Here is a 26,475-nt window from a genome sequence, read left to right as displayed (position 1 = left end):
CGCCTCGCGGGGCGCCGGCCAGCGCGGACGGCATCGGGCCGGTCCGCATTTCCGACTTTCAGGGAGGGCGCCCCGCGCCCGCGTCCCCGGGTCCGGCCGGTCCGCGCATTGCGCGGACATGGGGCGGACCCATGGGCGCGGCGGGGCGAAGTCAGCCGCCTATGCGCGAGACCGGCCTCGGTTTTCCATCCTGCGTCGGGCGTGGCCGCCGGTTGCCATGCGCCGATTCGTCGGGCGCGGCGACGGGTGGGGCGCCCTTGCGGCAATCCAGGAGATTGACGTTGCGGAATTTTCCCGGACCCGGGCGCGACTTCCGGAAAATTGCGCGGAATACTACGCTTTCCTTCGGAATCTCTCTTTCCCCCGATTGTGACGCGGGGGCGGCTCGGTTAATTCCGCGGCCGTCAGGGGTTCGGGCGACGCGCCCGTCCCCATCCGTTTCCGAGGGAGTTCGTCATGGAACGTCGCCATTTTCTCAGGGGCGCCGCGCTGGGCGGCGCGGCCGCCGTGTCGCTCGCCGCGCCGGCGATCGCGCAGGCCCGCAAGGAAATGATCATCGTCTCCACCTGGCCCCGGGACTTCCCGGGCGTCGGCATGTCGGCCCAGCGGCTGGCGGAGCGGATCACGCAGCTGTCGGGCGGCGCGATCGTGACCCAGTATTTCGCGGCCGGCGAGCGGGTCGGGGCGTTCGACGCCTTCGACGAGGTCGCCTCGGGCAACGCCCAGGCTTATTCGGCGGCGGAATACTACTGGGCCGGCAAGCATCCGGCCTTCTCGTATTTCTCGTCGGTGCCGTTCGGCATGACCAACCCGGAATGGGCCGCCTGGCTGCAGTTCCGCGGCGGTCAGGCGCTCTGGGACGAGCTTTCGGGCCAGTTCGGGGTCAAGGCGCTGCCGGCGGGTTCGACGGGCACGCAGGCCGGCGGCTGGTTCAACAAGGAGATCGAGTCCGTCGACGATCTCAAGGGGCTCAAGATGCGCATTCCGGGCCTCGGCGGCTCGGTGATGTCGAAGCTGGGCGTCTCGGTGGTCTCGCTGCCGGGCGGGCAGATCTACGAGTCGCTGGTCTCGGGCGCGATCGACGCGACGGAGTGGGTCGGACCCTACAACGACTACTTCATGAAGTTCTACGACGCCGCGAAGTACTACTACACCGACGGCATGCACGAGCCCGGCGGCGGCATGGCGCTGGGCATGAACGCGGGCTGGTGGGCGTCGCTGACCGAGACCGAGCAGGCGATCATCAAAGCGGCGACGGAGCAGGAATTCGCGTATTCCTACAACGAGTCGACGGCGCTCAACGGCGAGTACCTGAAGCGTCTGGTCGACGAGCACGGGGTGCAGCTGCGCAGCTTCTCGGAAGATGCCTACGATGGCTTCGGCGAGGCGGCGGAAGAGGTGTTCGAGGAGACGGCGGCGCATTCGGACGTTGCGGCGCGCATCGACGCGTCGTTCCAGTCGAACCTGCGCAGCCTCGGCGGCTACATGAAGGGCTTCGAAGCGTCCTTCGTGAATCAGCGCAATCGCGTTCTGGGGGTCTGACCCAGGGTCTGATCCCCACGCTTCGTCCGGCGCGGGTTGCGCGCCGGACGGCGACACGCTTGACTGCACGCGCGGACGGGGGGGCTCCCCCGTCCGTCATTCGTTTTCAGGGGGGGAGGTTCGGATGATCGCGGCCACGGATCCCATCCGGCGCTTCGGACGCGCCGGAGGCAATGACGGGGTGGACCGGCTGTTCCGGTTCATCGCCTGGGCGAACCTGTTCTGCCTCGGAACCTTCGTGTTACAGACCTGGCTGACGCTGATCGTCGGCCTGCCCGGCCCGACCGAGGCGTTGTCGGGCAGCTCCGACATCCGGGCCTGGCTGCTGATGCTGATGTATCCGGCGGCCGTGATCGCCGCGGCGGCGTTCGTCTTCCGCACGCCGGTGATCGGCCTGCGCGAGGATGCGGACCGGATCACCGATTTCAATCTGTGGGTGGTGCGCGGCGCGTTCTTCGCGGTGCTCTATGTCGGGATCGCCGACGCCGTGATCTCGTTCCTGCGGGTCGAGGACATGCTGACCGGGCTGGTGGGCGAAAGCCTCGCCAACGACCTCGCCCGGCCGCTCTATCGCGGGCCGGTGGTGCATCTGCCGCTGCTGGCGCTGGGCTTCGTGACCGCTTTCTTCACCCGCACGCTGGGCTTCACCTGGCTCGCGCTGCTGATCGTGGCGGCGGAGCTGCTGATCGTGCTGTCGCGCTTCGTCTTCGCCTACGAGCAGGCCTTCATGGGAGATCTCGTGCGGTTCTGGTACGCGGCGCTGTTCCTGTTCGCCTCGGCCTATACGCTGCTCGAGGAAGGGCATGTGCGGGTCGACGTGTTCTACGCGGGGTTCAAGCCGCGCACCAAGGGGCTGGTCAACGCGGTCGGCGCGCTGGCGCTGGGCTGCGTGCTGTGCTGGACGATCATGGCGCTGGGCATGACGTCCCGCACCTCGATCATCATGGCGCCGCTGCTGAATTTCGAGGTCACCCAGACCGGGTTCGGCATGTACGTCAAATATCTGATGGCCGGGTTCCTGGCGATTTTCGCCATGACCATGCTGATCCAGTTCTGCGCGATGCTGCTCGACGCCGTCGCCGATCGCCGCGGCGATCCGGGCGGGCGCGAGCATGAAGGCGCCTCGGCCACCTGAGCCGGGCGAAGGATAGGATAGACCATGGAAGTCCTCTTCATCTTCGTGCTGATCGCGCTGATGGCGTTCGCGTTGGGGTCCGGGTTCCCGGTGGCCTTCGCGCTGCCCGGCTCCGCGATCATCGCCATCGGGGCGGCGGCGGCCACCGGCTATGTGCTGGAAGGCTCGACCGACGCCTATTTCGCGGTGGGCGGACCGTCGCAATGGCTCTCGGCGGGGGTCACCAACCTCCGCGGGGTCTATTGGGAGGTCGAACGCGACACGCTGATCGCGATTCCGCTGTTCATCTTCATGGGCATCATGCTGCAGCGCTCCAAGATCGCCGAGGATCTGCTGGTCGCGATGGCCCAGCTCTTCGGGCCGATCCCGGGGGGCTTGGGCATTTCGGTGGTGTTCGTCGGCGCGCTGCTGGCGGCGACCACCGGCATCGTCGGCGCGACGGTGGTGGCCATGGGCCTGATCTCGCTCCCCGCCATGATGCGCAACGGCTATTCGAAGCCGCTGGCGACGGGGACCATCGCCGCCTCGGGCACGCTGGGGCAGATCATTCCGCCCTCGATCGTGCTGATCATCCTGGCCGACCAGCTGGCGTCCGCCACCGACCAGGCCTCGAACGCCCGCAAGGCGCTCTACAAGGCCGCGACCGGCGAGATCTCGATGCCGTCGGAGCTCGACGTCTCGGGCACGTCGGCGGGCGAGATGTTCCTCGGCGCCTTCGTGCCGGGGATGCTGCTCGTCGGCCTCTACATGGCCTTCATCCTGATCATCGCCATCCTGCGCCCGAAGCTGGCGCCGGCGGTGGCCTTCGAGGGCGAGCGCGACGCGCGGTTCTGGGGCCGCACCCTGCTGATCCTCGTGCCGCCGCTGGCGCTGATCTTCCTGGTGCTCGGCTCGATCATCGCGGGCGTGGCCACGGTGAACCAGGCGGGCGCCATCGGGGCCGCGGGCGCGCTGATCATGGCGGGCTACCGTCTGCGCGAGGATGAACCGGGGGCCTACACCCCGGCGCTGATCGCGGTCGCGTCGCTGATCGCGCTCTACCTGATCGGCAACAACTGGTCGCTCAACATCAAGGCGTTGGGGCCGAACGACGACCAGACCGGGCTCTACCTCGCGCTGATCGCCTCGGCGACGCTGCTGATCTCGCTGGTCTGGTCGGCCGTGCGGGTGATGAAGATCGAGGACACGCTGCAGGGCGTGATGCTGGAGACGGCCAAGACCACCTCGCTGGTGTTCATCATCCTGCTCGGCGCGGCGGTGCTGACGGCCGCGTTCCGCGCCTTCGGCGGCGAGGAGCTCGTGCGTCACTTCCTGCAGGGGCTGCCCGGCGGATTCTGGACGCAGTTCATCATCGTCATGGCGGTGATTTTCTTCCTCGGCTTCTTCCTCGACTTCATCGAGATCGCGGTGGTCGTGGTGCCGATCGTGGCCCCCATCCTGCTCGCCGATCCGACCGCGAACATCACCGCGGTCTGGCTCGGCGTGATGATCGGGCTCAACATCCAGACCTCGTTCCTGACGCCGCCCTTCGGCTTCGCGCTGTTCTATCTGCGCGGCGTCGCCCCGCCCTCGGTCAGGACCACCGACATCTACAAGGGCGTGGTGGCCTTCATCTCGCTGCAGCTGTTCGCGCTGCTGATCGTGGGCCTCTATCCGCCGCTGGTGAATTACCTGCCCAACCGGGTCGGACTGACGGCCGAGACCGCGCCGCCGCCCCGCAACCCGCGCCTTCAGCTCTGCCTCGAGGATTATTCGCTGGCGCGGATCCAGTCGGACGGCGCGGCCATCGCCTCGGTCATCGGGGACGCGCGGCGGCTCGACATGTCCTACGTGCCGGCCGGGGTGGCCAAGGACCTGAAGGCGAGCTTCGACAGCGCCGAAAGCGCGCTGGCTCTGCTGCCGCAGGCGGGCGTCGCGGCGGCCGAGGTGGACCGGGCCGCGGTGGGCTATCAGCCGCTGCATGACCGGGTGCGCATGCTGGAGCGCGACATCCGCCGCGACGAGGCGGAGATCGAGGAGCTGCAGACCTCGATCAACCGCACGCTCGGCGACGGCCCGCGGGTCGAGGCCGAAAAGGCCCGCAAGGCCGAGCGGATCGAGACCCTGAGGCTGGAGGCCGATGCGCTGCGGGCCGAGATCCCCGAGGCCTGGGACGCCGCCTACAAGACCTTCTCCGACGTCAACAAGGTCGAGCAGAACCTGCGCCGGCAGTATCGGCGGGCGGGGGAGGAGAGCGCGGCGGCCGCGCTGGAGACGCTGAAGCTGATCCGCGCCTCTGACGCGCTGCGCGACCTCCGCCCGGCGCTGGAGGCGTTCCGCGACCGCATCGGTCAGGCGCCGGCGGCGGAGCTGGTGGAGCCGGTGAGCGAGCTGCGCTCGGCCGTCGGGACCATCGACGGCGCTTCGGACGTGCGCTCGGGCGTCAATGCGGCCCGCAGCGCCCTGCGCTCGGACAATCCCGACGAGGCGGCGGCCCGCGCGGGGATGGACGAGGCGATCGCGGCGCTGGACGCGGAGCTCGCCTGGCGGTCCCGCGCCGGGACCGAGCTCGCGCCCGGGCTGCAGGCCTATGTGGACGGGATCGGCAATTCCGTCGGCGTGCGGGCGCTGGACCGGATGCCGCGCGACGTGGCGCTGTCGGTGGCGGCCTGCGAGTCCAACCACCGGGACCTGTCGCTGGAGTTCTGAGCCGGCCGCGCCCTTCGGGGTCGAACGTCACGGGCCGCCCCTTGCCGGGGGCGGCCCGTTTCCGTTCCGCGCCGGCGCGGGGGACAGGGTCGGCCCGGGAAATACGGGTCAGGCGTAGAAGCGCAGCCCCCCGACCGCGACGTCGGCATGGAAGGCCCGGCCGATGGCGACGACCCCCACCCGGCGCAGGGTCCCGAGGTCGAAGGGCGCGTCGATGCGATGCGCCTCGAACCCCGCGAAGGGCAGGCGATGGGTGCGCCAGGCGGCCTCGGTCGGAAAATCGACGCGCCAGGACTGCCAGGGCCGTTGCACATCCGCGGTGCGCAGGTGGATGTTGTAGCGCGCGCCGTTGCCGAAGACGTCGATCTCCAGCCCCGTCCAGCCGCGCGCATCCACCGGCCCGCCGCCGGGCGCGAGGTCGAGCGCCATCTGCAGGAACCCGCCGTCGTTCTCGAGGCTGACGTCCCCCTGCAACCGGATCGCGCGGCGGCCCTCGATCACCTCGCCCCGCAGATCTCCGCTTGAGACGCCGCCCATCACCTGGTCGGACACCCGCTCCCACGCCGCCCCGTTGCTGGCCTGGGGCGCGGGCAGGCTGAAATCGTCGATCACGGCGACGGCTCGGGTCATGGCGGGGGTCATCGCGGGGCTCCTCTGGGGCGGGATCAGGCGGCGGGGACGCAGCCGGGCGCTTCGTGGTCGACGAGGATCAGCTCCTCGACCGGGAAGCCGGCGGCCTTCGCCTGGGCCACCAGCCGCCCGCGGATCTCCGGGTCCAGATCCGGGCGGCGCGCGAGGATCCACAGGTAGTCATGGTTGGGGCCGGAGACCATCGCCCAGCCGTAATCCGCCTGGTCCAGCGCGAAGACGTGGTAGCCGCCCGCGAAGGGCCAGAAGAAGGTCACCGACAGGCTCGCCACATCCGGCGCGCCCTGGAACTTCGCCGTGCCCTCCACGTCGCTCCATTCGCATTCCTCAGGGTCGAAGCCGCGATTGACCACGCTCACCGTCCCGTCGGGCCTCAGCGCGTAGGTGGCGGTGACGTTGGTCAGCCCGCGCTCGAAGCTGTGATCGAGGCGCATGACCTCGTGCCACTCGCCCACATAGCGCGCGGCGTCGAACGGCTGCACGGGCGTCACGCCGTCGGGCATGCCGGTGCAGCCCGCGAGCAGCGCCGGAAGGGTCAGCGCCAGAAGGGCCGAGCGTGCGAGGGTCATCACCGTCTCCCTGAACTTTTCGATGCGGCGCGGCCCCGTTCACGGGCGCGGCGCTTGCGGCACTATGTGGTCCGCGCGGCCGGTTTGGCCATGGGGGCGCGGCGCTCGCCCCCTGTCATCCGCGGCCCGGTTGCGGCAGGCTCGGGCGGTATCGCGAAGGGAGACCGCCATGCATCGGCTGCTGATCGTCCTGACCCTGGCCCTCTGCCTCGTCCCCTGGGCCGGGGCGGAGGCCCAGTCCGCCGCCGACGCCGTCGCGCCGGAGGGGGCGACCTCGTTGCCCGACCCGCAGGCCGCCGCGCCCGACCCGCAGCTCGCCGCCGCGCTCGCCGCGAAGGCCCAAGGGCGTCCGGTGCGGGCGGAGCGTCAGATGGTGGTCGCCGCCCACCCCCTCGCCGCGCAGGCCGGGCTGCGGGTGCTGCGCTCCGGCGGCACGGCGGCCGACGCCATGGTCGCGGTGCAGGCGGTGCTGGGACTGGTGGAGCCGCAATCCTCCGGCCTCGGCGGCGGGGCGTTTCTGGTGTGGTTCGACGCGGCCTCCGGCGCGCTCACCACGCTCGACGGGCGCGAGACCGCGCCGCTCGCCGCCCGGCCGAAACTGCTCCTCGGCCCCGACGGCCAGCCGCTGAAATTCTTCGACGCGGTGGTCGGCGGGCTGTCGGTCGGGACCCCCGGAACCCCCCGCCTGATGGAGGAGGCGCAGGCCCGCTGGGGCCGGCGCGACTGGTCCGGCCTTTTCGAGGACGCGGTCCGCCTCGCCGAGCAGGGGTTCGAGGTTTCCCCCCGCCTCGCCGGGGCGGTCGCCGAAGACGCCGAGCGGCTCTCGAAAATCCCCGCCACCGCCGCCTATTTCCTGCCCGAGGGCGCCCCGATCCAACCCGGCGCCACGCTGAAGAACCCCGCCTACGCCCGCACGCTCGGCCGCATCGCGCTGGGCGGGGCGGATGCGTTCTATTCCGGCGAAATCGCCGCCAACATCGTCGCCACCGTGCAGGGCGCGGCCAATCCGGGCGGGCTCGCCCCCATCGACCTGACCCTCTACCGCGTGGTCGAGCGGCCGCCGGTCTGCGTCGACTACCGCGGGAATCAGGTCTGCGGCATGGGCCCGCCGTCGTCGGGCGCGCTGACCGTCGGCCAGGCGCTGGGGATGCTGCGCGGTCATGACCTGGCGGCGCTGGGCCCCGACAGCGCGGAGGCGTGGCGCCTGATCGGCGACGCCTCCCGCCTCGCCTTCGCCGACCGGGGACGGTTCATGGCCGATGTGGACTACGTGCCGATGCCCGCCGGCCTGATCGACGACGTCTATCTGGCGGAGCGCGCGAAGCTGCTCGACCGCGACCGCGCGCTGGACGACGTCGCCCCCGGCAATCCCGGCTGGGACCATGCGCAGGGCGACGACATCGCGATCGAGCTGCCCTCGACCTCCCACATCTCCATCGTCGACGGCTTCGGCAACGCGCTTTCGATGACCACCACCATCGAAAACGGCTTCGGCTCGCGCCTGATGACCCCGGACGGGTTCCTCCTGAACAACGAGCTCACCGACTTCTCCTTCGCCACCCGTGACGACGACGGCCGCCCCATCGCCAACCGGGTCGAGCCGGGCAAGCGTCCCCGCTCCTCCATGGCCCCGACCATCGTGATGCGCGACGGGGCGCCGGCGCTGGTCATCGGCTCCCCGGGCGGCAGCAGCATCATCGGCTATGTGCTTCAGGCGATCATCGCGCGGATCGACTGGGGGATGGACGTGCAGCAGGCGGTGGCCGCGCCGCATCTGCTCAATCGCTTCGGAAAATTCGAGCTGGAGGCGGGCACGACCGCCGAGACGCTCGCCCCCGCGCTCGAGGCGATGGGCTACCCGATCCGGACCGGCCCCCAGACCTCGGGCCTGCACGCCATCGCGCTGGGCGATGGCCTGCAGGGCGGCGCCGACCCGCGGCGCGAGGGCGTGGCGCTGGGCGACTGATCCCCCCGGGCGCGCCGGCAACCTGCGCCCCGCCCGGCTATTTCGCCGCTGTCGCCCGTCAGGCCGGCCCCCGCCCTTGACCTCGGGGCCCGGCTTGGCCCTTCTGCGCGCTGGGGGGCGCGCCTAACATGGGCCGCCCCGCGTCCGACGGGGGACTGCATGACATTCGAAGCGCTCGACCTTCCGGGGCTGACCCTGATCACGCCTGCGCGCCATGGCGACCATCGCGGCTGGTTCCGCGAGACCTGGAGCGCGCGCGCCATGGAGGCCGCCGGGCTGACGACCGACTTCTGCCAGGACAACCACTCGATGTCCGCCCAGCCCGGCACGCTGCGCGGACTGCACTACCAGGCGCCCCCCTCGGCCCAGGCGAAGCTGGTGCGCTGCACCGCGGGCGCGATCTGGGACGTGGCGGCGGATGTGCGGGTCGGCTCGCCCACCTACGGCCAGTGGCGCGGCGTGCACCTGGACGCCGAGGAGGGCGCCCAGCTGCTGGTCCCCCGCGGCTTCCTGCACGGGTTTCTCACCCTGACCCCGAACGCCGAGGTCCAGTACAAGGTCGACGGCTGGTACGATGCGGCCGCCGACGGCGGCGTCGCCTGGGACGACCCGACGCTCGCCATCGACTGGCCGCTGGCCGAGGCCGGGGTCTCCGCCCCCGTCCTGTCCGCCAAGGACGCCGCCCAGCCGAAACTCGCCGACTGGGCCTCGCCCTTCACCTACGCCTGATCGCCCGAAGATGAGCCGGAGCCGCCCATGAAACTGCTGGTCACCGGAGGCGCGGGCTTCATCGGCTCCGCCACCATTCGTCACGCGATGCGCGACCGCGGGCTTTCCGTGGTCAATGTCGACAAGCTGACCTACGCCGCGACGCCCGAGGCGCTGGAGGATTGCGCCGACCACCCCGCCTACACGCTGGTCCAGGCCGATATCGCGGATGCCGGGGCGATGGCCGCGGTCTTCGCCACCCACCAGCCCGACGCGGTGATGCATCTGGCGGCCGAGTCCCACGTGGACCGCTCCATCGACGGACCCGCGGCCTTCATCGCCACCAATGTCACCGGCACCTTCACCCTGCTCGAGGCGGCGCGCGATTACTGGACCCGCCTGCCTGGCGCGCGCAAATCCGCCTTCCGCTTCCACCATATCTCGACCGACGAGGTCTACGGCACGCTTGGCCCCGACGACGCGCCGTTTTCGGAGACGACGCCCTACGCGCCGAATTCGCCCTATTCCGCCTCCAAGGCCGGGTCGGACCATCTGGTGCGGGCGTGGCACGAGACCTACGGGCTGCCGGTGGTCACCACCAACTGCTCGAACAATTACGGCCTCTGGCAGTTCCCCGAAAAGCTGATCCCGGTGGTGGCGCTCAACGCCCGCGACCGCAAACCGCTGCCGGTCTACGGGCGGGGCGAGAACATCCGCGACTGGCTGCATGTGGAGGATCACGCCCGCGCGCTGCTCACCGTGCTGGAAAAGGGCCGCAACGGGCGCAGCTACAACATCGGCGGCAATGCCGAGAAGACCAATATCGACGTGGTCCGCTTCATCTGCGCCTGGATGGACGACCGGTTTCCGAAGGCCGGCCCGCATGAGGACCTGATCGCGTTCGTCACCGACCGCCCCGGCCACGACCTGCGCTACGCCATCGATCCGACCCGCATCCGCGACGAGCTCGGCTGGACCCCGCAGGAGACGTTCGAGACCGGCATGGACCGGACGCTCGCCTGGTTCATGGATAACGAGCCCTGGTGGCGGGCGATCCGCGCGAAAACCTATGACGGCAAGCGGCTGGGGGGCGCGACATGAGCATTCTGGTCATCGGGCGTCAGGGCCAGCTTTCGGAGTGCCTGCTGCGCGCCGACCCGACGCTGACCGCGCTTGGCCTCGACCGGGTCGACCTGACCCGGCCCGAAGAGGCCGAGGCGGCGGTGATCGCCGCGCGCCCGTCGCTGGTCATCAACGCCGCCGCCCATACCGCGGTGGACAAGGCCGAAAGCGAGGAGGCCCTCGCCTACGCCATCAACGCGACGGGGGCCGAGGCGCTGGCCCGCGGCGCCGCGAAAGTCGGGGCCGGGATCATCCAGATCTCCACCGATTACGTGTTTCCCGGCGACAAGGCGGGGGAATGGGTGGAAACCGACCCCGTCTCGCCTTTGGGCGCCTACGGCCGTACCAAGCTGGCGGGCGAGCGGCTGGTGATGGAAGCGAACCCCCGCGCCTGCGTGATCCGCACGGCCTGGGTCTACTGCGATTTCGGCGCGAATTTCGTGAAGACCATGCTGCGTCTCGCCGACCGCGAACGCCTGACCGTCGTCGCCGACCAGCGCGGAAAACCGACCTCCGCCATCGACCTCGCGGAAGCGCTGCTCGCCATCGCGCCGCGTCTGGCGACCGCGCCCGAGGGCGACCCCGCCTGGGGCGTCTTCCACTATTCCGGGGCCGGAACCACCCATTGGGCCGGTTTCGCCGAAGCGATCTTCGAAGGCGCCCTCGCCCGCTCCATGATCCCCTCCGCCCCCGACGTCGCCCATATCCCGTCCTCCGACTACCCGACCCCCGCGGCGCGGCCCGCCAACTCCGCCATGGACTGCTCGAAGTTCGAGGCCGAGTTCGGCGTACCCACCCGCCCCTGGCCCGAGGCGCTGGGCCGGGTGCTCGACCTTCTGAAATCCGCCTGAAAGGACACCCCATGAAGGGCATCATTCTCGCCGGCGGCTCGGGCACGCGGCTGCATCCGGTGACGGTCGGCGTCTCCAAGCAGCTGCTGCCGGTCTATGACAAGCCGATGATCTACTATCCGCTGTCGGTGCTGATGCTCGCCGGCATCCGCGAGGTGCTGATCATCACCACGCCGCATGACGCGGAGCCGTTCCGCCGCCTGCTCGGCGACGGCTCCGGCTGGGGCATGTCGATCAGCTACGCCGCCCAGCCCTCCCCCGACGGACTGGCGCAGGCCTTCATCATCGGGCGCGACTTCGTGGGCGACGACAACGTGGCGCTCGTGCTCGGCGACAACATCTTCTACGGCCACGGCTTCGCCGATCTGCTGCGCGCCGCCTCCGCCCGCAAGACCGGCGCCACCATCTTCGGCTACCGCGTCTCGGATCCCGAGCGCTACGGCGTGGTGCATTTCAACGAGGACGGTCTGGCCCTCGACATCGAGGAGAAGCCCGTCGCGCCCAAGTCGAACTACGCCGTCACCGGCCTCTATTTCTACGACAACGACGTGCTCGACATCGCCGCCGGCATCGCGCCCTCGCCCCGCGGCGAGCTGGAGATCACCGACGTCAACAAGGCCTATCTCGCCCGCGGCGATCTCTATGTGGAGATGATGGGCCGCGGCTACGCCTGGCTCGACACCGGGACCCATAAATCGCTGATGCAGGCCGGCGCCTATGTGGAGACGATCGAGGAGCGGCAGGGTCTGAAGGTCAGCTGCCCCGAGGAGATCGCCTGGCGCCAGGGCTGGATCTCGACCGAACAGCTGCTGGCGCTCGCCGCGCCGCTGAAGAAGTCCGGTTATGGCGAGTATCTCGACCGGATCGTGCACGAACGGGTGTTCTGAGCGGGGGGCGGGGGACGGCGGGTTTGCACCCGCCCTACCTGCGTGGCGTAGGGCGGGCGCACGCCCGCCGCCCCCCTCAGGTCTTCGCGCCCATCCCCATCCGCATCGCGGCGCGCCGCACCGGCGCCGCGTCATGCGCGAGGCGCAGGCCCATGCGGCGCAGGTCCCGCAGCACCTGACTTTCGGCCATCGCGGCCCGGTTGAGCGCGTCGATCCCCGCCACCCGCGCCGCCATCTCCGGCCATCGCGCCCGGTGATACCGCGCCAGCGTGTCGGGCGCGCCCGGGTCGCCGCCGGCCCGCAGCGCCTCGCCGGCGATGCGCGCGAGCGCGCCGGCGTCGGCCACCGACATGTTCAGCCCCTGCGCCCCGATCGGCGGGATCACATGCGCGGCCTCGGCGATCAGCGCGGTCCGCGGCCCGTCGAGCCGGGGGGCGAGCTGCGCCACGATCGGCCACACCGCCATCGGCGAGGCCGGCGTCAACCCGCCCAGCGCCCCGCAGGCGCGCAGGTTGAGCGCCCGGCCGAACCCCTCCGCATCGTCGCGGGCCTGCGCCGCCAGCGCCACCGCCTTCGGCCCCGTCTCCATCCACACCACCGAGGACCGGTGCGTCCCGTCGCCCGCGTCGGGCAGGGGGACGAGGGTGAACGGCCCCCCGGTGCGGTGGATCTCGGTCGAGACGTCGCCATGCGGTTCGGGATGGGAGACGGCGAAGACCAGCGCCTTTTGCGCGTAGCTCCAGCGCCTTGCGGTCAGCCCGGCCATGTCGCGGGCGGCGGAATCGCGCCCGTCCGCGGCGACCACCAGCCGGGCGCGGACCTGGGCGCCGGGGCCCTCGGGCTCTGCAAGCCGCGCGATGGCCCCGGCCTCGCGCAGGGTGAGGGCCGCGAGGCTCGCAGGCGCGCGCAGGCGGGCGCGGGGCAGCTCGGCGATGCGGGCGAGCAGCCCTTCGCGCAGGCGCGTGTTGGGCAGGTTCCAGCCGAAGGGCTCGGGCTGCATCTCGGCCGCCACGAAATCGGCGGTCTCGCGCGGGGTCGGCGTCGCCTCCGGCCCGCCGGCGTCGACGAGGCGCATGGTGGCGAGCGGGGCGGCGTGGGGCGCGAGATGCGCCCAGGCGCCGGCCCGGGTCAGAGCCTCGACCGAGGGGGTCATCAGCGCGGTGGTGCGCAGATCGGCCCCGGGCGCGGCGGCGTCGGTGACCGGCGGGGCGGCGTCGACGCAGGCGACGTCGAACCCCTCCGCGGCGAAGAGGCATGTGGCGGCGAGGCCGGCGGCCCCTCCGCCCACGATCAGGATGTCTGTGTCGATGCGGTCCATGGCCATGAAGATGGGGCGTGCGGCCCCCGCTGGCAACGCGGCGTCGCGGCCCGGCGGGCGCGCGCCGGTGTCGCGGGAGACCGGGCGCCCCCGCTGCGCCTGCCCGCCGCGCCTGCCCGCGAAGCGCGCGGAGCCCGCGCCTTGCGCAGGCGCCCGGATCTCAGATCAGCCGGCGCAGAAAGCCCGTGAGGTCCGTGGTCCGGTGCAGCACATGCGGCGGCGTCGGAAGCGCCGTGTCCGGGGTCACCCACACCGTCTCCAGCCCCAGCCGGAACGGGGCCTCCAGGTTGCGGGGATCATCCTCGAACATCGCGGCGCGCCTCGGGTCCAGCCCGTCCGCGCCGAAAATCCGCGTATAGGCCGCCGGCTGCGGCTTGGGCGTGTAGAAGGCGTCGTCCACGCCGTAGAACGCCTCGAAGAGCCCGTCGAGCCCCAGCGCCGCCGCCACCTTGCGCGCATAGGGCGCGGTGCCGTTGGTGTAGACGATCTTGCGCCCCGGCAGCGCCGCGATCGCCGCCGCGAGCCCCGCATTGACGCTCAGCGGCGCGAAGGAGATGTCGTGCACCTCGTCCAGGAACGGATCCGGGTCGATGCCGTGATGGATCATCAGCCCCGCCAGCGTGGTGCCGTGATCGTGCCAGTAGGCGCGGCGCAGGCGGGCGGCCTCCGCATCGTCCACGCCCAGTTCGCGGATCACATAGGCGGCGATCTTCGCCTCGATCTGGTCGAACAGCCGCTCATGCGGCGGGTAGAGGGTGTTGTCGAGGTCGAACACCCAGCTCTCCACCCGCGCGAAGGCGTCGCGCAGCGCGGCGTCGCCGGAAACCTCGCGGGGGGCGTCGGGAAGGGCAGGATCGGCCTGGGAGGATACTGTGCGCATCGGGACTCGTTAGCACCCGTCCGGTTTCCCGTCCATTGACGGCGCCGTGCAGCGCCCCGGGCGCCGATGACGCCGCAGCTCCCCGGTCCGCAATGCCTTGACCCCTGCCGCCCGCTTCGCGATCTGTAGGGCCGCGGCGCGTTCCATCCAGCTCGCCCGACCCGGCCCGAGGCAAGGAGAGCGACCGATGACGACAGCCGACGAATGGCGCGGCCACCTGGGCGCGAAATGGGCCGCAAGGGCCGAGATGCAGGATCGCGCGCTCGGCGGGTTCGGGGCCGAGGCGCTCGCCACCCTCGCCGACGCGGTGGGGGCGCATGGGCTCGAGCGGCTGCCGGTGCTCGATCTGGGCTGCGGCGCCGGGGCCACCACCCGCGCGCTCGCCCGGCGCGGGGCGGATGCGGTGGGCGTCGACATCTCGCCCGACCTCGTGACCCTCGCCGCCGCGCGCGCGGCCGAGGCCGGGCCGATGGCCGGCGCCGCCCGCTTCGTGGAGGCGGACGCCGGCGCCGCCCCGCCGCCCGGACCCTTCGGCGCGCTCTTCTCCCGCTTCGGCTGCATGTTCTTCGACCCGGCCCCGCCGGCCTGGGCCACGCTGCGCGCGCGGATGCGCCACGCCGCGCCGCTGGTCTGCGTCGCCTGGAGGGGACCTGGCGAAAACGCCTGGGTGCGCGAGCCCCTGACCCTGTGCGCCGACCTGCTCGAGGATCTGCCCGCCCCGCAGAAGGCCGCCCCCGGCGCCCCGGGCCCCTTCGGCTGGGCGGATCCCGAACAGGTCGCGGGCTGGCTGGCCGAGGCTGGCTGGCGCAGCATCGCCTGGCGCGACATCGACGTGCCGATGCCGATGGCCCCGCAGGACTCCGAAGATCCGGCGGGCGACGCGGCCGGGTTCATCCTGCGCAACGGCCCCGTCGCCTCCCGCCTCGCCGAAGCATCCGAGGAGCGGATCGCCGCGGTCCATGACCGGCTGCGCGGCATGTTCGAAGGCCGCGCCGCCACGCTGACCGGCGCCGCCCGCATCTTCACCGCCATCGCCTGACCCGTGGCGCGCGGGGGGGAAGCCCCCCGGTCAGTTCGTGGGGTCGAACTTCAGCGCCACGCCGTTCATGCAATAGCGCAGGCCGGTCGGGGCCGGGCCATCGGGGAAGACATGGCCCAGATGCGCGTCGCAGCGCGCGCACAGCACCTCGGTCCGGCGCATGAACCACGAGCGGTCTTCGTGCAGCGCCACCGCCTGCTCCGACAGGGGCGCGAAGAAGCTGGGCCAGCCGGTGCCGCTCTCGAACTTGGCGCCCTGCTCGAACAGGGGCGCGTCGCAGCACACGCAGCGGAATTCCCCGGCGACTTTCGGGAAATCGTCGTGGGTCCCGGCCCGCTCCGTCCCCTTCTTGCGCGTCACCTTGAAGGCCAGCTCCGACAGCTGCGCCTGCCATTCGGCGTCCGTCTTCACCACTTTGTCCATCGTCCGGGCTTCGTCCGTCATGTCGGGCTCCCTTCGAAAAAGTCTCGGTCGCGTCGCGGGCGCGTCATATCCGCGTCACGCCTGCCGCACTATGTAATGCGGAACGACCAGACTTGGAGCCTCATATGCGCGCGATCAACCGGGGCCGCCACACGGTCCGCTTCACCCGCGATCCCGAGGACGTGATCGCCGCCCAGCGTCTGCGCTTTCGGGCCTTCATCGCCGCCCGTCCCGGCGCGGCGCTGACCGGCGACCGGGCCGAGGGGCTGGACCGCGACGCCTTCGACGACCTCTGCTGGCACGCGCTGGTCGAGGACGCGCGCTCGGGCGAGCTTCTGTGCTGCTTCCGCCTGATGCGGCTCGCCGGCGGGGCGGAGATCGGGCGCTCCTATTCCGCGCAGTATTACGAGCTGTCGGCGCTGGCCGACTATCCCTCGCCGATGGTGGAGATGGGCCGCTTCTGCATGGCCCCCGGCGTCCGCGACCCCGAGGTGATCCGCGCCGCCTGGGGCGCGATGACCCGTTTCGTGGAGGCGGAGGGGGTGGAGCTGCTGTTCGGCTGCTCGTCCTTCGAAGGGGTCGACGCCGAGGCCTATATGGATGCCTTCGCCTATCTCAAGGAGAAGCACCTCGCCCCCAAGCGCTGGCTGCCGCGGGTGAAATCGCCGCTGGTCTTCGCCTTCGCCAAGGCGCTGCGGCTGCGCCGGCCGGACATGAAGCTCGCGATGCGCCGCATGCCGCCGCTGCTGCGCTCCTACCTGCTGCTGGGCGGCTGGGTGTCGGATCACGCGGTGATCGATCAGGATCTCAACACCTTGCATGTCTTCACCGGGGTCGAGATCAACCGGGTGCCCCAGGCCCGTCGCCGGCTGATGGAACGCCTGACCGGGGCCGGCCCCGCCGGCGTGCCGGGCTGAGGCGGAGCTTCAGGAACGGGCGGATGGTTCCGAGCGCGCCGGTCCTCATGCGCACATGGCGGGAACCGGGACGACCGCCACCAGCTCGACGGCGGCCGCCCCGGCCCGGCCCTGCGCGAACCGCGCGGCCGGAAACGCCGGCACGTCCTGACACGCAATGAGACACGCGGTACTCATGGCCGCCGTCGCCGACCTTTCCGGTCGCCGCGGCGAAACGCCAAGGACAAGGGCGGGTTCTCCACGCCGGGCTGGCCAGAGCCCTTTAGAAGGCGTTGCGCGCGGGCGCAACCAATAGGCGCCCGCGAGGCGGGGCGATCAGCCTTTCCGCCAGGTTCACTTCGAAAACGCTCTTTTATTTCAGAAAATTCGTCCGAATACGGACATGCGGGCCCGGACCTGAGCGGCGCATCTTGGCGGGCGGCGATCCGGCGGCCAGCTCCGACCCGCCCCATCGCCTGTTCCGCGAAATCCTCGGCCCCGATCAGCCGAGACGGGGGCCGGAAACCGGGCGACACGACCGCGACCCCCAGAGCCCCCCTCCGGCGTCCTGCTCAGGCGTCTTTCGGCTCCGGCCGCCGCGCTGCGGCGCGGGTGCGGGGACGCGGCCGCGTCTCCTCCCGCGCCGGCCCGGCGCGCAGGCGGACGCGGACATGGTTGGCTTCGTCCTTCTCCATCTCGAACGCCCCGGCCCGCCGGATCAGGTCCGACAGCTTGGCCGAGCCGTAGGTCCGGCTGTCGAAATCGGGCGCGAGGTTGCCGACCCGCTGGCCGATCACCCCGAGGCTCACCCAACCGTCCTCGTCCTGCATCCCCTCCATCGACTTGCGGATCACCGGCACGGCGCGGGACGGGGCTTCGGGCTTGCGCGGCGCGGCGCCGTCGGTCTCGGCCTCCGGCTCGTGACGCGGCTCGCGCGAGGGGCCCTCGTCGTCGCCCGCATCCGCGGCGGCGCGCGCGGCCCGCGCGGCGGCGGCGGCGGAGCCGGGGGCCGGTGCGGGCGCGGGTTCTTCCGCCGCGATCTCCCCCGCGACCTCCTCTGCGGCGACGACCGCGGCGGCCTCCATGTCGGCCATCAGGTTCTCGATGTAGAAGAACCGGCGGCAGGCCTGACGAAACGCCTCCGGCGTCTTGCGCTGGCCGAAGCCGTAGACGTCGAAACCCTGCTCCCGGATGCGCGACGCGAGCCTCGTGAAGTCGCTGTCCGACGACACCAGGCAGAACCCTTCGAACCGCCCCGAATGCAGCAGGTCCATGGCGTCGATCACCAGGGCGATGTCGGACGAGTTCTTGCCCTGCGTGTAGGCGAACTGCTGATGCGGGATGATGGCGTATTGCGCCAGGATCTTCGCCCAGCCCTTGAGCCGATCATCCGAGAAGTCGCCGTAGATGCGCCGGACCGAGGCCTCGCCGATCTTGGCGATCTCCAGGAACAGGCCCTCGGCCACCTTCGGCGTGGTGTTGTCGGCGTCGATCAGGACGGCGAAGCGGGGAAGGGGATCGGCCATGACAGGGCTCCTTTGCGCAACGCTTCCCGTAGACGGCGCGCGGCGGGCCGAGGTCAAGCGTTTCCGTGGGGGATCAGGGGAAGATCGCTCGGAATTCGCGGGAAATCCCGCATCTTGCGCCCGTCTGGCGCGCGGGGGGCGCCCCTCCCCCCCGCGGCCGGTCGTCAACGTAGGGCGGGTCTCGACCCGCCATCCTCCGCCGGGGTCAGTAGACCACGACCGAGCGGATGCTCTCGCCCGCATGCATGAGATCGAACCCCTTGTTGATGTCCTCGAGCTTCAGCAGGTGGGTGATCATCGGGTCGATCTCGATCTTGCCGTCCATGTACCAGTCGACGATTTTCGGCACGTCGGTCCGGCCGCGTGCGCCGCCGAAGGCGGTGCCCTTCCAGGTGCGGCCCGTCACCAGCTGGAAAGGGCGCGTCGCGATCTCCGCCCCCGCCGGCGCCACGCCGATCACCACCGACACGCCCCAGCCGCGATGCGCGCATTCCAGCGCGTCGCGCATCACCTTGACGTTGCCGGTGCAGTCGAAGGTGTAGTCCGCCCCGCCGATCTGGTCGAAGGGGGTCTTGGTCAGGTTGACGATATAGGGGACCAGATCCTCGCCGATCTCGGACGGGTTGACGAAATGGGTCATGCCGAAGCGCTCGCCCCATGCCTTGCGGTCGTTGTTCAGATCGACGCCGATGATCATGTCGGCGCCCGCCAGCCGCAGGCCCTGGATCACGTTCAGCCCGATGCCGCCCAGCCCGAAGACCACGGCCTTCGCCCCGATCTCCACCTTGGCGGTGTTGATCACGGCGCCGACGCCCGTCGTCACCCCGCAGCCGATGTAGCAGATCTTGTCGAAGGGCGCGTCCTCCCGCACCTTCGCCAGCGCGATCTCGGGCAGCACGGTGAAGTTCGAGAAGGTCGAGCAGCCCATGTAATGCAGGATCGGGTCGCCATCGAGCGTGGTGAACCGCGAGGTTCCGTCCGGCATCAGCCCCTGGCCCTGCGTGCCGCGGATCGAGGTGCAGAGGTTGGTCTTCTGCGACAGGCAGGACGGGCATTCCCGGCACTCGGGCGTGTAGAGCGGGATCACATGGTCGCCGGGGCGCACCGAGGTCACCCCCGCGCCGACCTCGCGCACGATCCCCGCGCCCTCATGGCCGAGGATCACCGGAAACAGCCCCTCGGGGTCGGCGCCCGACAGGGTGAATTCGTCGGTATGGCAGATGCCGGTCGCCATGATCTCCACCAGAACCTCGCCGGCCCGGGGACCTTCGAGATTGACCTCGGTGATTTCAAGCGGTTTTCCGGCCTGGACGGCCAGCGCGGCGCGCGTGCGCATGGGGCTCTCCCTCGTGAACGACGATCGGAGCGGATCGTGAAGCGGAGGGGCGGCGAAGTCCAGAAGCGAGGGGCGCGCAGCGGGCGCGCGCCCCTCCGAGCGTTCAGGCGGCGCGCCGGCGGCGGGCGACGAGGCCCAGCGCGCCGAAGCCCGCGATCAGCAGCGGGGCCGCGGCGGGAAGCGGCACGTCGCCGGTGATCGCCGCGCCGTAGACGTCGGCGCCCACGTAGAAGGTCAGCCAATCGTCGGCGTCCAGCACGAAGGCGCTGGTCCCGGAATCCGAAAACGCGGTCGGCCCGAACGGTCCGAGCGCGGCGTCCGACTCCGCTTCCCTCAGGATCGCGAACTGCGCGAGGTCGAGGTCGCAGGTGCAGCCTGCGTAGGGTTCGGAGTCGGCGTAGACCAGACCGTAGGCGTAGACGAAGGCTTCGTTGTATTCGCCCGCCTCGTCGGTGATCGACGCTTCGCCTTCGGCCGTGATCACCCAGTCGATCGTCACCTGAATGGCGCGCGTCAGGTCCAGGTTGATGATGTCGAAGTCCCAATAGGCGTAGGCGTTGCCGAAATGGATCCCCAGCGGCGCGCTCGACGATCCCGAGCCGGAGGCGGAGGCCGCGAAGGCGCCCGCATCGTCGTGGCCGGACGTCCCGGAGCCGGCGCCGGAGCCGTGGACGCCCTCGTCATAGCCGGCGTCGTCGTCGAACGGATCGAGCTGCAGCATGAGCGAGGCGTCGGTCCCGTCGTCGACATAAGCCACCGAAGCGATGGTCGCGCTGACCGAGGCGGTCCCCGACCATTGCGCGAGCGCGTGGGCCGTCGCCGGCGCCGCGAGGAAAGCCAGGGCCGTGGCCGCGGCATGAATGGCGCGCATGGGAGCGATCTCTCCGGAAAATCGCCGGGAGCGAACGCGCCCCCGGATCCGCGCGACCATGGGGCACGCGCCGAAGTTACGCAACGTGCGGATGCTTTTGGCGCGCCATCGCCCCCGGCGCGAGGCCTGCGGTCAGGCCCGTCCCCCGACCCGCGCGCGGCGCCGGCGCGCCAGGAGGCTCAGCGCGCCCAGGCGTCTCGACCGTCGGGTTGTTCACGACGAAATCGTAGAACTGACCGACCCACGTGACCGACCGGACGGACTTCGGCCAAGGATCCGCCGGGTCGACGGCGGAGGTCGCCTCCTGCGTGGCCTCCACGATCATCGGAACCTCCCCGAGCGGAGGTCCGCATAAAACAGCGAGGTGTCGACATGCGCGTCGCCGGCGCCGGTATGGTCGGCGAACCCGCGGACGGAACCGGAGGGGTCGCTGATCACGGCGTCGCCGGGCCCCGTCCCCGCCTCGTTGAAGAACAGGAGGTCTTTGATGGAGACCCAGGCTTCGCTGTCATAGACCGCCCTCGCCTCGGCCGACGACGGAGCGGGCGCGAGGCCGAGGCCGAACGGGCCCGGGGCGACGGCGGCGGGCGAGTTTCGTGCGAGGCGCATGAAGGCCGCCTCCTGCTGTCGGGCGGAAATGCCTGCAGATTGAAGTTGACCCGAGGCTGTGCAGCCGAGAGGCTGCGGCCAAGGACGAATGCCGCAGGCCGCTGCCGCAGCGGCCGCCGTCCCCTCGGCCGGCGCATCCCCTTGCCGCCTCCCGCGGCGCCGCATAGGGTTCCCCGCGAACCAATCACCGAAAGGGCGGGCGAGATGGACATCCAAACGGTCGGCGTCATCGGAGCGGGACAGATGGGCAACGGCATCGCCCATGTCTTCGCGCTCGCGGGCTACGAGGTCCGTCTCAACGATGTCGACGCCGCCCGGATCGACGCGGCCATCGCGCTGATCGACCGGAACATGACCCGGCAGCTGTCGCGCGGCGCGATCTCCGAGCCCGACAAGGACGCCGCCCTCGCCCGCATCGCCCGCTGCACCGACCTCGCCGAAATCGGCGGCGCCGACCTGGTGATCGAGGCCGCCACCGAGAACGAGAAGGTCAAGCACGCCATCTTCGCCTCGCTCGCCCCGCATCTGGGCGAGAACACCATTCTGACCTCGAACACCTCGTCGATCTCGATCACCCGCCTCGCCTCGGCCACCGACCGGCCCGAGCGGTTCATGGGCTTCCACTTCATGAACCCGGTCCCGGTGATGGAGCTGGTGGAGCTGATCCGCGGCATCGCCACCGACGAGCCGACCTTCGAGACCCTGAAGGGCGTGGTCGAGCGTCTCGGCAAGACCGCCGCCACCGCCGAGGATTTCCCCGCCTTCATCGTCAACCGCATCCTGCTGCCGATGATCAACGAGGCGGTCTACACCCTCTATGAGGGCGTCGGCACGGTGGAGAGCATCGACAAGGCCATGCGCCTCGGGGCCAATCACCCGATGGGGCCGCTGCAGCTCGCCGATTTCATCGGGCTCGATATCTGTCTCGCCATCATGCATGTGCTGCATGACGGGCTGGCCGACACCAAGTATCGCCCCTGTCCGCTGCTGGTGAAATATGTCGAGGCCGGCTGGCTGGGCCGCAAGACGGGCCGCGGCTTCTACGATTACCGCGGCGAGACCCCGGTTCCGACCCGCTAGGCGGGCGCGGCGCGCAGGCGGGGCGCGGCGGGCGTCCGCCGCCCCGGAAACCCCATCTTAAGGCGAATGGGTCATCTGACCGGATGTTTTCCGGGAAGGGGACCTCATCTGATGACCAATCTGCGAGTGCGCGCGACCGCGATCACCGTCGCCATGGTGCTGATCGCGGTGGTTCTGATGACCGCCCTGTCGGTCTGGCGCGCCTCCGACCGGCTGACGGCGGAGGCGCAGGCCAATCAGGACCGCTCGCTGCGCGCCGCCGCCGCCATGGCCGACGCGACCCTGCCCGAACTCGTCGCCCGCTTCGGCCCCGACGGCGCGGTGCAGGGGCTGAGCTGGACCTCGGCCCCCGACGTCTCCTCGCATGTCGCCATCGACCGCATCGCCGGCGTGACCGGGGAGACGGCGACGATCTTCGTGCTCGACCCCGCCGCCGGCGAATTCGTCCGCCGCTCCACCAACATCCGCAAGCCTGACGGCGCGCGGGCGGTGGGCACGGTGCTGGGCAAGGGCGGCGCGGTGCAGCCGGTGGTGATGTCGGGCAGGCCCTATCGGGGCGAGGCGACGATCCTCGGCAAGGATTATTACACCGCCTATTTCCCCATCGTCGGCGCGTCCGGGGGGGTGGAGGGCATTCTCTATGTCGGCGTGCAGAAGGCGGGCGTGATGGCCGCGCTGGGCGGCGAGGCGCTGGGCGCCGGGCTCTCCGGGATCGTCGCGATGATCTTCGCCGGCGTCGCGGCCTGGGGCGTGGCGGGGGTGGCGGTGCGGCCGCTGAAGACGCTGGGCGTCGCGGTCGCGCATCTGGCGCAGGGCGATCTCGTCAGCCCGGTTCATGCCAGCGCGCGCGCCGACGAAATCGGCGATCTCGGCCGCGGCGTCGAACGTCTGCGCCTGGCGCTCGCGGAGGCCGAGGGCCGCCGCCAGGACGGGGCCGCGGCGACGGAGCAGGCCGAAAAGGCCAACGCCCGGATGCTGAGCGCGCTGCGCGACGAGGTGAACGGGGTGGTGGAAGCGGCGGTGGCCGGCGATTTCAGCCGCCGGGTCCAGGTCGGCTTCGACGCGCCGGAAATGCAGGAGCTCGCCGGCGCCGCCAACCGGCTGTCGGAAATCGTGTCGTCCTTCCTCGCCGATCTCGACGGGACGCTGGAGGCGATGTCGCGCCGCGACCTCGCCCGCCCGATGACCGGCCGCTACGGCGGTCAGCTCGCCCGGCTGAGCGAGAAAGCCAACGGCTCGCTGGATCAGCTGGGCGCCGCCATCTCTCTCGTCCGCGAAGGGGCCGAGGCGCAGCGCGACGCCATCGGCCGGATGAATTCGGCGATGCGCGGCCTGACCGGGCGGGCCGAAAGCCAGGCCTCGACCATCGAGGAGACGGCGGCCACGATGACCGAGATCTCCGAAACGGTGAGCGGCTCGGCCGCCAATCTCACTGCGGCCGAGAAGATGACCGACGACACCCGCGCCCGGGCCCGACAGGGCGCAGGCTCCGCCGACAAGGCCATCGACGCCATGCGCCGGATCGAGAAGAACTCGGGCGAGATCGCCGACATCACTTCCGTGATCGACTCCATCGCCTTCCAGACCAACCTGCTGGCGCTGAACGCGGCGGTGGAGGCGGCGCGGGCCGGGGAGGCCGGCAAGGGCTTCGCCGTGGTCGCCTCCGAAGTGCGCACGCTGGCGCAGCGCTCTTCCGAAGCGGCGCGCGACATCTCCGAGCTGATCAAGGGCTCCGCCGCCACGGTGGCGGAGGGGGTGAACCTGGTCAACGCCACCGGCGCGTCGCTGCAGGAGATCGTCAGCTCGATCGACGGGCTCGCCGCCGCCATCGCCGACGCGGCCTCGGCGGGGCGCGAACAGGGGCAGGGCGTGCAGGAGATCACCACCGCGATCTCCCATCTCGACCAGACGGTGCAGGAGAACGCCCGCGAAACCGCGGAGGCCGCAGCGGCGGCGGAGCAGCTCGGCCACGACCTCGACGCCCAGGCCGAAAGCCTCGGCGCCTTCGCCACGGGCAAGGCCTCGCGCGCCCGCCGCGCCGCCTGAAGGCCAGGGCGCGGCCGCGCGCGGGGCGGGTGGGCGGACCTCCCCGGCGGGTCGCCGCCGGGGGAGGCGCGCGCAAAGGCCGTGCCCGACGACGCCCCCGGCCACGCCCCCTACGACGCCCCATACGACGCCCTCGACATGGCGACGACGCGGACCTGCCGAACACGCAAGCGCGTTGGCCCGGGCGCGCGCATCAACGTCGCCACAATCCGTCGATGACGCGAAAGTTCATGCGTAAGCGGAAACAAACTGTGCGAAAAACCCCTGCTGCGCCGCAGCGCAAGGCGCCCTAGATCGGGAGACATCGAACGCCACGCTACGGAGACTTCCCCATGCGCCTCGCCCACCGCTCGCTCGCGGCCTTCCTTCTCGCCGCCCCGCTGCTCGCCGGCGCCCTCCCCGCCGCGGCCGAGCCCTATGTCGTCGACAAGGCCCATGCCCAGGTCGGCTTCTCGGTCAACCATCTCGGCTTCTCGGTCGTCCACGGCTGGTTCCGCGACTTCGACGCGACCATCGATTTCGACCCCGACGCCATCGAGGACTCGAAGGTCGCCTTCACCATCAAGTCCGCCTCGGTCGACACCGGCTGGGAGGCCCGCGACGTCCACGTGAAATCCCCGGATTTCCTTGACGTCGAAGCCCATCCCGAGATCACCTTCGTGTCGAAATCGGTGAAGCTGGTCAGCGGCGACCGCGCCGAGGTCACCGGCGACGTCACCATCAAGGACGTCACCCGGGAAGAGGTCTTCGAGGTCGTGCTCAACAAGCTCGGCCCGTCGCCGTTCAACCCGAGCCAGACCATCGCCGGCTTCACCGTGACCGGGACCCTCGACCGGACCGATTACGGCATCAGCTTCGCCGCCCCGGCCGTGGGCGTCGAGATGCCGATCCGCATCGACCTCGAGGCCAGCCCCAAGGGCTGATCCCGCCGCCGCAGCGCGCTCCGGTCCGTCGCGGACCGGGGCGCGCGCCCGCAGCCCGTCCGACACCACCGGAGACCCGACATGCGCCTGCGCAACACCGAAGCCGCCTGGGGCTGGCCCGCCCGCGCCTTCCACTGGCTGACCGCGGGCGTGATCCTGTTCATGCTGGGGCTGGGGATCTGGATGTCGGACTTCGTGCCGGACGTCTACGAGCAGTTCGCCCTCGTGCAGCTGCACAAGAGCTGGGGCTTCGTCGCCTTCGCGCTGGCGGTCCTTCGCCTGATCTGGCGCGCCACCCATCCCGCGCCGGCCGCGATCCCCGGAACCCCGCGCTGGCAGGTCCGTGCGGCGGAGGCCGCGCATTGGGCGCTCTACGCGCTGATGCTGATCATGCCGCTTTCGGGCTGGCTGATGGCCTCGGCGTCGGAGCTGCAGGAGAGCTACGGCATCAAGAACAGGGTGTTCGGCCTCTTCGCGCTGCCCGATCCCTTCGTGCCCGGCGACCGGGCGCTGGAGGGGATTTTCGGCGAAATCCACGAGCTCGCCGCCTGGGCCCTGATCGCCCTGCTGGCCGTGCACGCCATCGCCGCGCTGAAGCACCATTTCGTCGACCGCGACGCGACCCTGCGCCGGATGACCGTCGGCCGCTGAGGCCCTCGAGTCCGGGCGAACACCACTCCGCCCGGGCGCCCGTCGCAACCCGCGCCCCCGGCTCAGCGCGCCGCGGGCGCCCCGCCCCGACCGGCGGGCCGTCGACGCGGCGCTCCCCCTTCCAAATGCCCCGGCCTAGCCGTCCGCGCCAAAACGCTCCGCCAGCGCGCGCAGCACCGCCTCGGCCTCCGGCGAGGCCCAGTCGGCATCGCCCTGCAGCCGCGCGATCTCGCGCCCTTCAGGGTCGAGGATGATCGTCGTCGGCAGCCCCAGAATTCCCACCGCGCGGGGCAGGGCGTTGCGCCCGTCGCCATAGGGCTCCAGCGCGTAGAGCATCATCTCTTCCATGTAGGCTTTCGCCTTCTGCCGCGCGCCGGGCTGCACCGCCACCGTCAGCACCTCGATCCCCGAGCCCTCCATCCGCGTGCGCAGCGCATCCAGGCTCGGCATCTCCTCGCGGCAGGGCGGGCACCAGGTGGCCCACAGGTTCACCAGCGTCACATGTCCGGCGAAATCGGCCAGCGTGACGGTTCCGCCGTTGGGGTTCTCGAATTCCGCCGCCGGCAGTTCCCGCGGCGCGTCCAGCAGCACCAGCCGTCCCATCGCCTGGCCGCGCAGCGCCTCGATCTTCGCACGCGCGGCGGGATCCAGACCCGCCTCGCCCGCGCCCGCAGGGTTTCCAAGCGTCGCGAAGGCGCCTATGACGAGCGCCAGAAGAGGTGCGCGCATGCTCATATTCTTCCCCCAGATCCTTTCCACGC

General features: G+C 71.0%; 24 protein-coding genes. 14 read left to right on the top strand and 10 right to left on the bottom strand.

Annotated features, from left to right (window positions below):
* Positions 1 to 456 precede the first annotated feature (456 nt).
* The 3 genes from ACTB72_RS02115 to ACTB72_RS02105 all read left to right on the top strand — a co-directional run bounded on the left by ACTB72_RS02115 (position 457) and on the right by ACTB72_RS02105 (position 5,365).
* The gene (locus tag ACTB72_RS02115; protein WP_463035326.1) at positions 457 to 1,542 is read left to right on the top strand and encodes a TRAP transporter substrate-binding protein; all 1,086 of its coding nucleotides are present in this window, start codon (positions 457 to 459) and stop codon (positions 1,540 to 1,542) included.
* Between the two features lie 124 nt (positions 1,543 to 1,666).
* Positions 1,667 to 2,677: a TRAP transporter small permease subunit gene (locus tag ACTB72_RS02110; RefSeq protein WP_463035325.1), complete on the top strand. Its 1,011-nt coding sequence runs from the start codon at positions 1,667 to 1,669 to the stop codon at positions 2,675 to 2,677.
* A 24-nt stretch (positions 2,678 to 2,701) separates the two neighbouring features.
* On the top strand, positions 2,702 to 5,365 hold the full coding sequence (locus ACTB72_RS02105) for a TRAP transporter large permease (protein ID WP_463035324.1): 2,664 nt from the start codon (positions 2,702 to 2,704) through the stop codon (positions 5,363 to 5,365).
* Between the two features lie 108 nt (positions 5,366 to 5,473).
* Here ACTB72_RS02105 and ACTB72_RS02100 read toward each other — a convergent pair whose 3' ends face one another.
* A complete protein-coding gene (locus ACTB72_RS02100; RefSeq protein WP_463035323.1) occupies positions 5,474 to 6,007 on the bottom strand; it encodes a CIA30 family protein in 534 nt (177 codons plus the stop codon).
* Positions 6,008 to 6,030: 23 nt separating this feature from the next.
* Positions 6,031 to 6,582 (bottom strand): lipocalin family protein, encoded by a 552-nt coding sequence (locus ACTB72_RS02095; protein ID WP_463035322.1) that lies wholly within the window; start codon positions 6,580 to 6,582, stop codon positions 6,031 to 6,033.
* A gap of 169 nt (positions 6,583 to 6,751) precedes the next feature.
* Between ACTB72_RS02095 and ggt the strand changes: the two genes are divergently transcribed.
* The 5 genes from ggt (at position 6,752) to rfbA (ending at position 12,116) form a co-directional block, all read left to right on the top strand.
* On the top strand, positions 6,752 to 8,548 hold the full coding sequence (gene ggt / locus ACTB72_RS02090; RefSeq protein ID WP_463035321.1) for a gamma-glutamyltransferase: 1,797 nt from the start codon (positions 6,752 to 6,754) through the stop codon (positions 8,546 to 8,548).
* A gap of 159 nt (positions 8,549 to 8,707) precedes the next feature.
* The gene (gene rfbC / locus ACTB72_RS02085; RefSeq protein ID WP_463035320.1) at positions 8,708 to 9,277 is read left to right on the top strand and encodes a dTDP-4-dehydrorhamnose 3,5-epimerase; all 570 of its coding nucleotides are present in this window, start codon (positions 8,708 to 8,710) and stop codon (positions 9,275 to 9,277) included.
* 27 nt (positions 9,278 to 9,304) lie between these two features.
* Entirely contained in the window at positions 9,305 to 10,357 is a 1,053-nt protein-coding gene (gene rfbB, locus ACTB72_RS02080; RefSeq protein ID WP_463035319.1) for a dTDP-glucose 4,6-dehydratase, read from the top strand.
* The gene (gene rfbD, locus ACTB72_RS02075; protein WP_463035318.1) at positions 10,354 to 11,229 is read left to right on the top strand and encodes a dTDP-4-dehydrorhamnose reductase; all 876 of its coding nucleotides are present in this window, start codon (positions 10,354 to 10,356) and stop codon (positions 11,227 to 11,229) included. Before rfbB ends, rfbD begins: the two co-directional genes overlap by 4 nt.
* An 11-nt stretch (positions 11,230 to 11,240) precedes the next feature.
* On the top strand, positions 11,241 to 12,116 hold the full coding sequence (gene rfbA / locus ACTB72_RS02070) for a glucose-1-phosphate thymidylyltransferase RfbA (protein ID WP_463035317.1): 876 nt from the start codon (positions 11,241 to 11,243) through the stop codon (positions 12,114 to 12,116).
* Positions 12,117 to 12,192: 76 nt separating this feature from the next.
* Here rfbA and ACTB72_RS02065 read toward each other — a convergent pair whose 3' ends face one another.
* Both ACTB72_RS02065 and ACTB72_RS02060 read right to left on the bottom strand, forming a co-directional pair.
* Positions 12,193 to 13,434: an FAD-dependent monooxygenase gene (locus ACTB72_RS02065; RefSeq protein WP_463035339.1), complete on the bottom strand. Its 1,242-nt coding sequence runs from the start codon at positions 13,432 to 13,434 to the stop codon at positions 12,193 to 12,195.
* 160 nt (positions 13,435 to 13,594) lie between these two features.
* Positions 13,595 to 14,314, bottom strand: a complete 720-nt coding sequence (locus ACTB72_RS02060) for a pyrimidine 5'-nucleotidase (RefSeq protein ID WP_463035316.1) — start codon at positions 14,312 to 14,314, stop codon at positions 13,595 to 13,597.
* Between the two features lie 187 nt (positions 14,315 to 14,501).
* On the opposite strand from ACTB72_RS02060, the gene ACTB72_RS02055 reads away from it, so the two are divergent.
* On the top strand, positions 14,502 to 15,353 hold the full coding sequence (locus ACTB72_RS02055) for a class I SAM-dependent methyltransferase (protein WP_463035315.1): 852 nt from the start codon (positions 14,502 to 14,504) through the stop codon (positions 15,351 to 15,353).
* A 30-nt stretch (positions 15,354 to 15,383) separates the two neighbouring features.
* On the opposite strand, the gene msrB is transcribed toward ACTB72_RS02055, so the two are convergent.
* On the bottom strand, positions 15,384 to 15,797 hold the full coding sequence (gene msrB, locus ACTB72_RS02050) for a peptide-methionine (R)-S-oxide reductase MsrB (protein WP_463035314.1): 414 nt from the start codon (positions 15,795 to 15,797) through the stop codon (positions 15,384 to 15,386).
* A gap of 104 nt (positions 15,798 to 15,901) precedes the next feature.
* Here msrB and ACTB72_RS02045 point away from each other — a divergent pair, with 104 nt between their 5' ends.
* Positions 15,902 to 16,693: a GNAT family N-acetyltransferase gene (locus ACTB72_RS02045; RefSeq protein ID WP_463035313.1), complete on the top strand. Its 792-nt coding sequence runs from the start codon at positions 15,902 to 15,904 to the stop codon at positions 16,691 to 16,693.
* 551 nt (positions 16,694 to 17,244) lie between these two features.
* Here ACTB72_RS02045 and ACTB72_RS02040 read toward each other — a convergent pair.
* From ACTB72_RS02040 to ACTB72_RS02025, 4 genes are all read right to left on the bottom strand, one after another.
* Positions 17,245 to 18,198: an NYN domain-containing protein gene (locus ACTB72_RS02040; protein WP_463035312.1), complete on the bottom strand. Its 954-nt coding sequence runs from the start codon at positions 18,196 to 18,198 to the stop codon at positions 17,245 to 17,247.
* Positions 18,199 to 18,403: 205 nt separating this feature from the next.
* Positions 18,404 to 19,534, bottom strand: coding sequence for an S-(hydroxymethyl)glutathione dehydrogenase/class III alcohol dehydrogenase (locus ACTB72_RS02035; RefSeq protein ID WP_463035311.1), 1,131 nt, complete (start codon positions 19,532 to 19,534; stop codon positions 18,404 to 18,406).
* 103 nt (positions 19,535 to 19,637) lie between these two features.
* A complete protein-coding gene (locus ACTB72_RS02030) occupies positions 19,638 to 20,405 on the bottom strand; it encodes a VPLPA-CTERM sorting domain-containing protein (RefSeq protein WP_463035310.1) in 768 nt (255 codons plus the stop codon).
* 321 nt (positions 20,406 to 20,726) lie between these two features.
* Positions 20,727 to 21,014 carry a hypothetical protein gene (locus tag ACTB72_RS02025; protein WP_463035309.1) on the bottom strand — a complete coding sequence of 96 codons (288 nt, stop codon included), beginning with the start codon at positions 21,012 to 21,014 and terminating at the stop codon, positions 20,727 to 20,729.
* Positions 21,015 to 21,218: 204 nt separating this feature from the next.
* Between ACTB72_RS02025 and ACTB72_RS02020 the strand changes: the two genes are divergently transcribed.
* The 4 genes from ACTB72_RS02020 (at position 21,219) to ACTB72_RS02005 (ending at position 25,714) form a co-directional block, all read left to right on the top strand.
* A complete protein-coding gene (locus ACTB72_RS02020) occupies positions 21,219 to 22,094 on the top strand; it encodes a 3-hydroxybutyryl-CoA dehydrogenase (RefSeq protein WP_463035308.1) in 876 nt (291 codons plus the stop codon).
* A gap of 111 nt (positions 22,095 to 22,205) precedes the next feature.
* A complete protein-coding gene (locus tag ACTB72_RS02015) occupies positions 22,206 to 24,140 on the top strand; it encodes a methyl-accepting chemotaxis protein (protein WP_463035307.1) in 1,935 nt (644 codons plus the stop codon).
* A 332-nt stretch (positions 24,141 to 24,472) separates the two neighbouring features.
* Complete coding sequence (locus ACTB72_RS02010; RefSeq protein ID WP_463035306.1) at positions 24,473 to 25,063, top strand: YceI family protein; 591 nt, start codon at positions 24,473 to 24,475, stop codon at positions 25,061 to 25,063.
* 81 nt (positions 25,064 to 25,144) lie between these two features.
* Positions 25,145 to 25,714 carry a cytochrome b gene (locus tag ACTB72_RS02005; protein WP_463035305.1) on the top strand — a complete coding sequence of 190 codons (570 nt, stop codon included), beginning with the start codon at positions 25,145 to 25,147 and terminating at the stop codon, positions 25,712 to 25,714.
* Positions 25,715 to 25,849: 135 nt separating this feature from the next.
* Here the strand turns inward: ACTB72_RS02005 and ACTB72_RS02000 are convergent, their stop codons facing one another.
* The gene (locus ACTB72_RS02000; protein WP_463035304.1) at positions 25,850 to 26,443 is read right to left on the bottom strand and encodes a TlpA family protein disulfide reductase; all 594 of its coding nucleotides are present in this window, start codon (positions 26,441 to 26,443) and stop codon (positions 25,850 to 25,852) included.
* Positions 26,444 to 26,475: the final 32 nt, after the last annotated feature.

It is taken from the genome of Albimonas sp., assembly GCF_055129145.1.
This window is presented reverse-complemented; position numbering and strand designations above follow the sequence as displayed.

Excerpts from the sequence above, each read along its gene's own strand:
- ACTB72_RS02000 (WP_463035304.1), bottom strand. The coding sequence starts at position 26,443 with ATGCGCGCACCTCTTCTGGCGCTCGTCATAGGCGCCTTCGCGACGCTT.
- ACTB72_RS02025 (WP_463035309.1), bottom strand. The coding sequence starts at position 21,014 with ATGCGCCTCGCACGAAACTCGCCCGCCGCCGTCGCCCCGGGCCCGTTC.
- ACTB72_RS02030 (WP_463035310.1), bottom strand. The coding sequence starts at position 20,405 with ATGCGCGCCATTCATGCCGCGGCCACGGCCCTGGCTTTCCTCGCGGCG.
- ACTB72_RS02115 (WP_463035326.1), top strand. The coding sequence starts at position 457 with ATGGAACGTCGCCATTTTCTCAGGGGCGCCGCGCTGGGCGGCGCGGCC.
- ACTB72_RS02005 (WP_463035305.1), top strand. The coding sequence starts at position 25,145 with ATGCGCCTGCGCAACACCGAAGCCGCCTGGGGCTGGCCCGCCCGCGCC.
- rfbC (WP_463035320.1), top strand. The coding sequence starts at position 8,708 with ATGACATTCGAAGCGCTCGACCTTCCGGGGCTGACCCTGATCACGCCT.
- ACTB72_RS02105 (WP_463035324.1), top strand. The coding sequence starts at position 2,702 with ATGGAAGTCCTCTTCATCTTCGTGCTGATCGCGCTGATGGCGTTCGCG.
- ACTB72_RS02035 (WP_463035311.1), bottom strand. The coding sequence starts at position 19,534 with ATGCGCACGCGCGCCGCGCTGGCCGTCCAGGCCGGAAAACCGCTTGAA.
- ACTB72_RS02065 (WP_463035339.1), bottom strand. The coding sequence starts at position 13,434 with ATGGACCGCATCGACACAGACATCCTGATCGTGGGCGGAGGGGCCGCC.
- rfbD (WP_463035318.1), top strand. The coding sequence starts at position 10,354 with ATGAGCATTCTGGTCATCGGGCGTCAGGGCCAGCTTTCGGAGTGCCTG.
- ACTB72_RS02100 (WP_463035323.1), bottom strand. The coding sequence starts at position 6,007 with ATGACCCCCGCCATGACCCGAGCCGTCGCCGTGATCGACGATTTCAGC.
- rfbA (WP_463035317.1), top strand. The coding sequence starts at position 11,241 with ATGAAGGGCATCATTCTCGCCGGCGGCTCGGGCACGCGGCTGCATCCG.
- ACTB72_RS02060 (WP_463035316.1), bottom strand. The coding sequence starts at position 14,314 with ATGCGCACAGTATCCTCCCAGGCCGATCCTGCCCTTCCCGACGCCCCC.
- ACTB72_RS02015 (WP_463035307.1), top strand. The coding sequence starts at position 22,206 with ATGACCAATCTGCGAGTGCGCGCGACCGCGATCACCGTCGCCATGGTG.
- ACTB72_RS02095 (WP_463035322.1), bottom strand. The coding sequence starts at position 6,582 with ATGACCCTCGCACGCTCGGCCCTTCTGGCGCTGACCCTTCCGGCGCTG.
- ACTB72_RS02110 (WP_463035325.1), top strand. The coding sequence starts at position 1,667 with ATGATCGCGGCCACGGATCCCATCCGGCGCTTCGGACGCGCCGGAGGC.
- rfbB (WP_463035319.1), top strand. The coding sequence starts at position 9,305 with ATGAAACTGCTGGTCACCGGAGGCGCGGGCTTCATCGGCTCCGCCACC.
- ACTB72_RS02055 (WP_463035315.1), top strand. The coding sequence starts at position 14,502 with ATGACGACAGCCGACGAATGGCGCGGCCACCTGGGCGCGAAATGGGCC.
- ACTB72_RS02040 (WP_463035312.1), bottom strand. The coding sequence starts at position 18,198 with ATGGCCGATCCCCTTCCCCGCTTCGCCGTCCTGATCGACGCCGACAAC.
- ggt (WP_463035321.1), top strand. The coding sequence starts at position 6,752 with ATGCATCGGCTGCTGATCGTCCTGACCCTGGCCCTCTGCCTCGTCCCC.
- ACTB72_RS02045 (WP_463035313.1), top strand. The coding sequence starts at position 15,902 with ATGCGCGCGATCAACCGGGGCCGCCACACGGTCCGCTTCACCCGCGAT.
- msrB (WP_463035314.1), bottom strand. The coding sequence starts at position 15,797 with ATGACGGACGAAGCCCGGACGATGGACAAAGTGGTGAAGACGGACGCC.
- ACTB72_RS02020 (WP_463035308.1), top strand. The coding sequence starts at position 21,219 with ATGGACATCCAAACGGTCGGCGTCATCGGAGCGGGACAGATGGGCAAC.
- ACTB72_RS02010 (WP_463035306.1), top strand. The coding sequence starts at position 24,473 with ATGCGCCTCGCCCACCGCTCGCTCGCGGCCTTCCTTCTCGCCGCCCCG.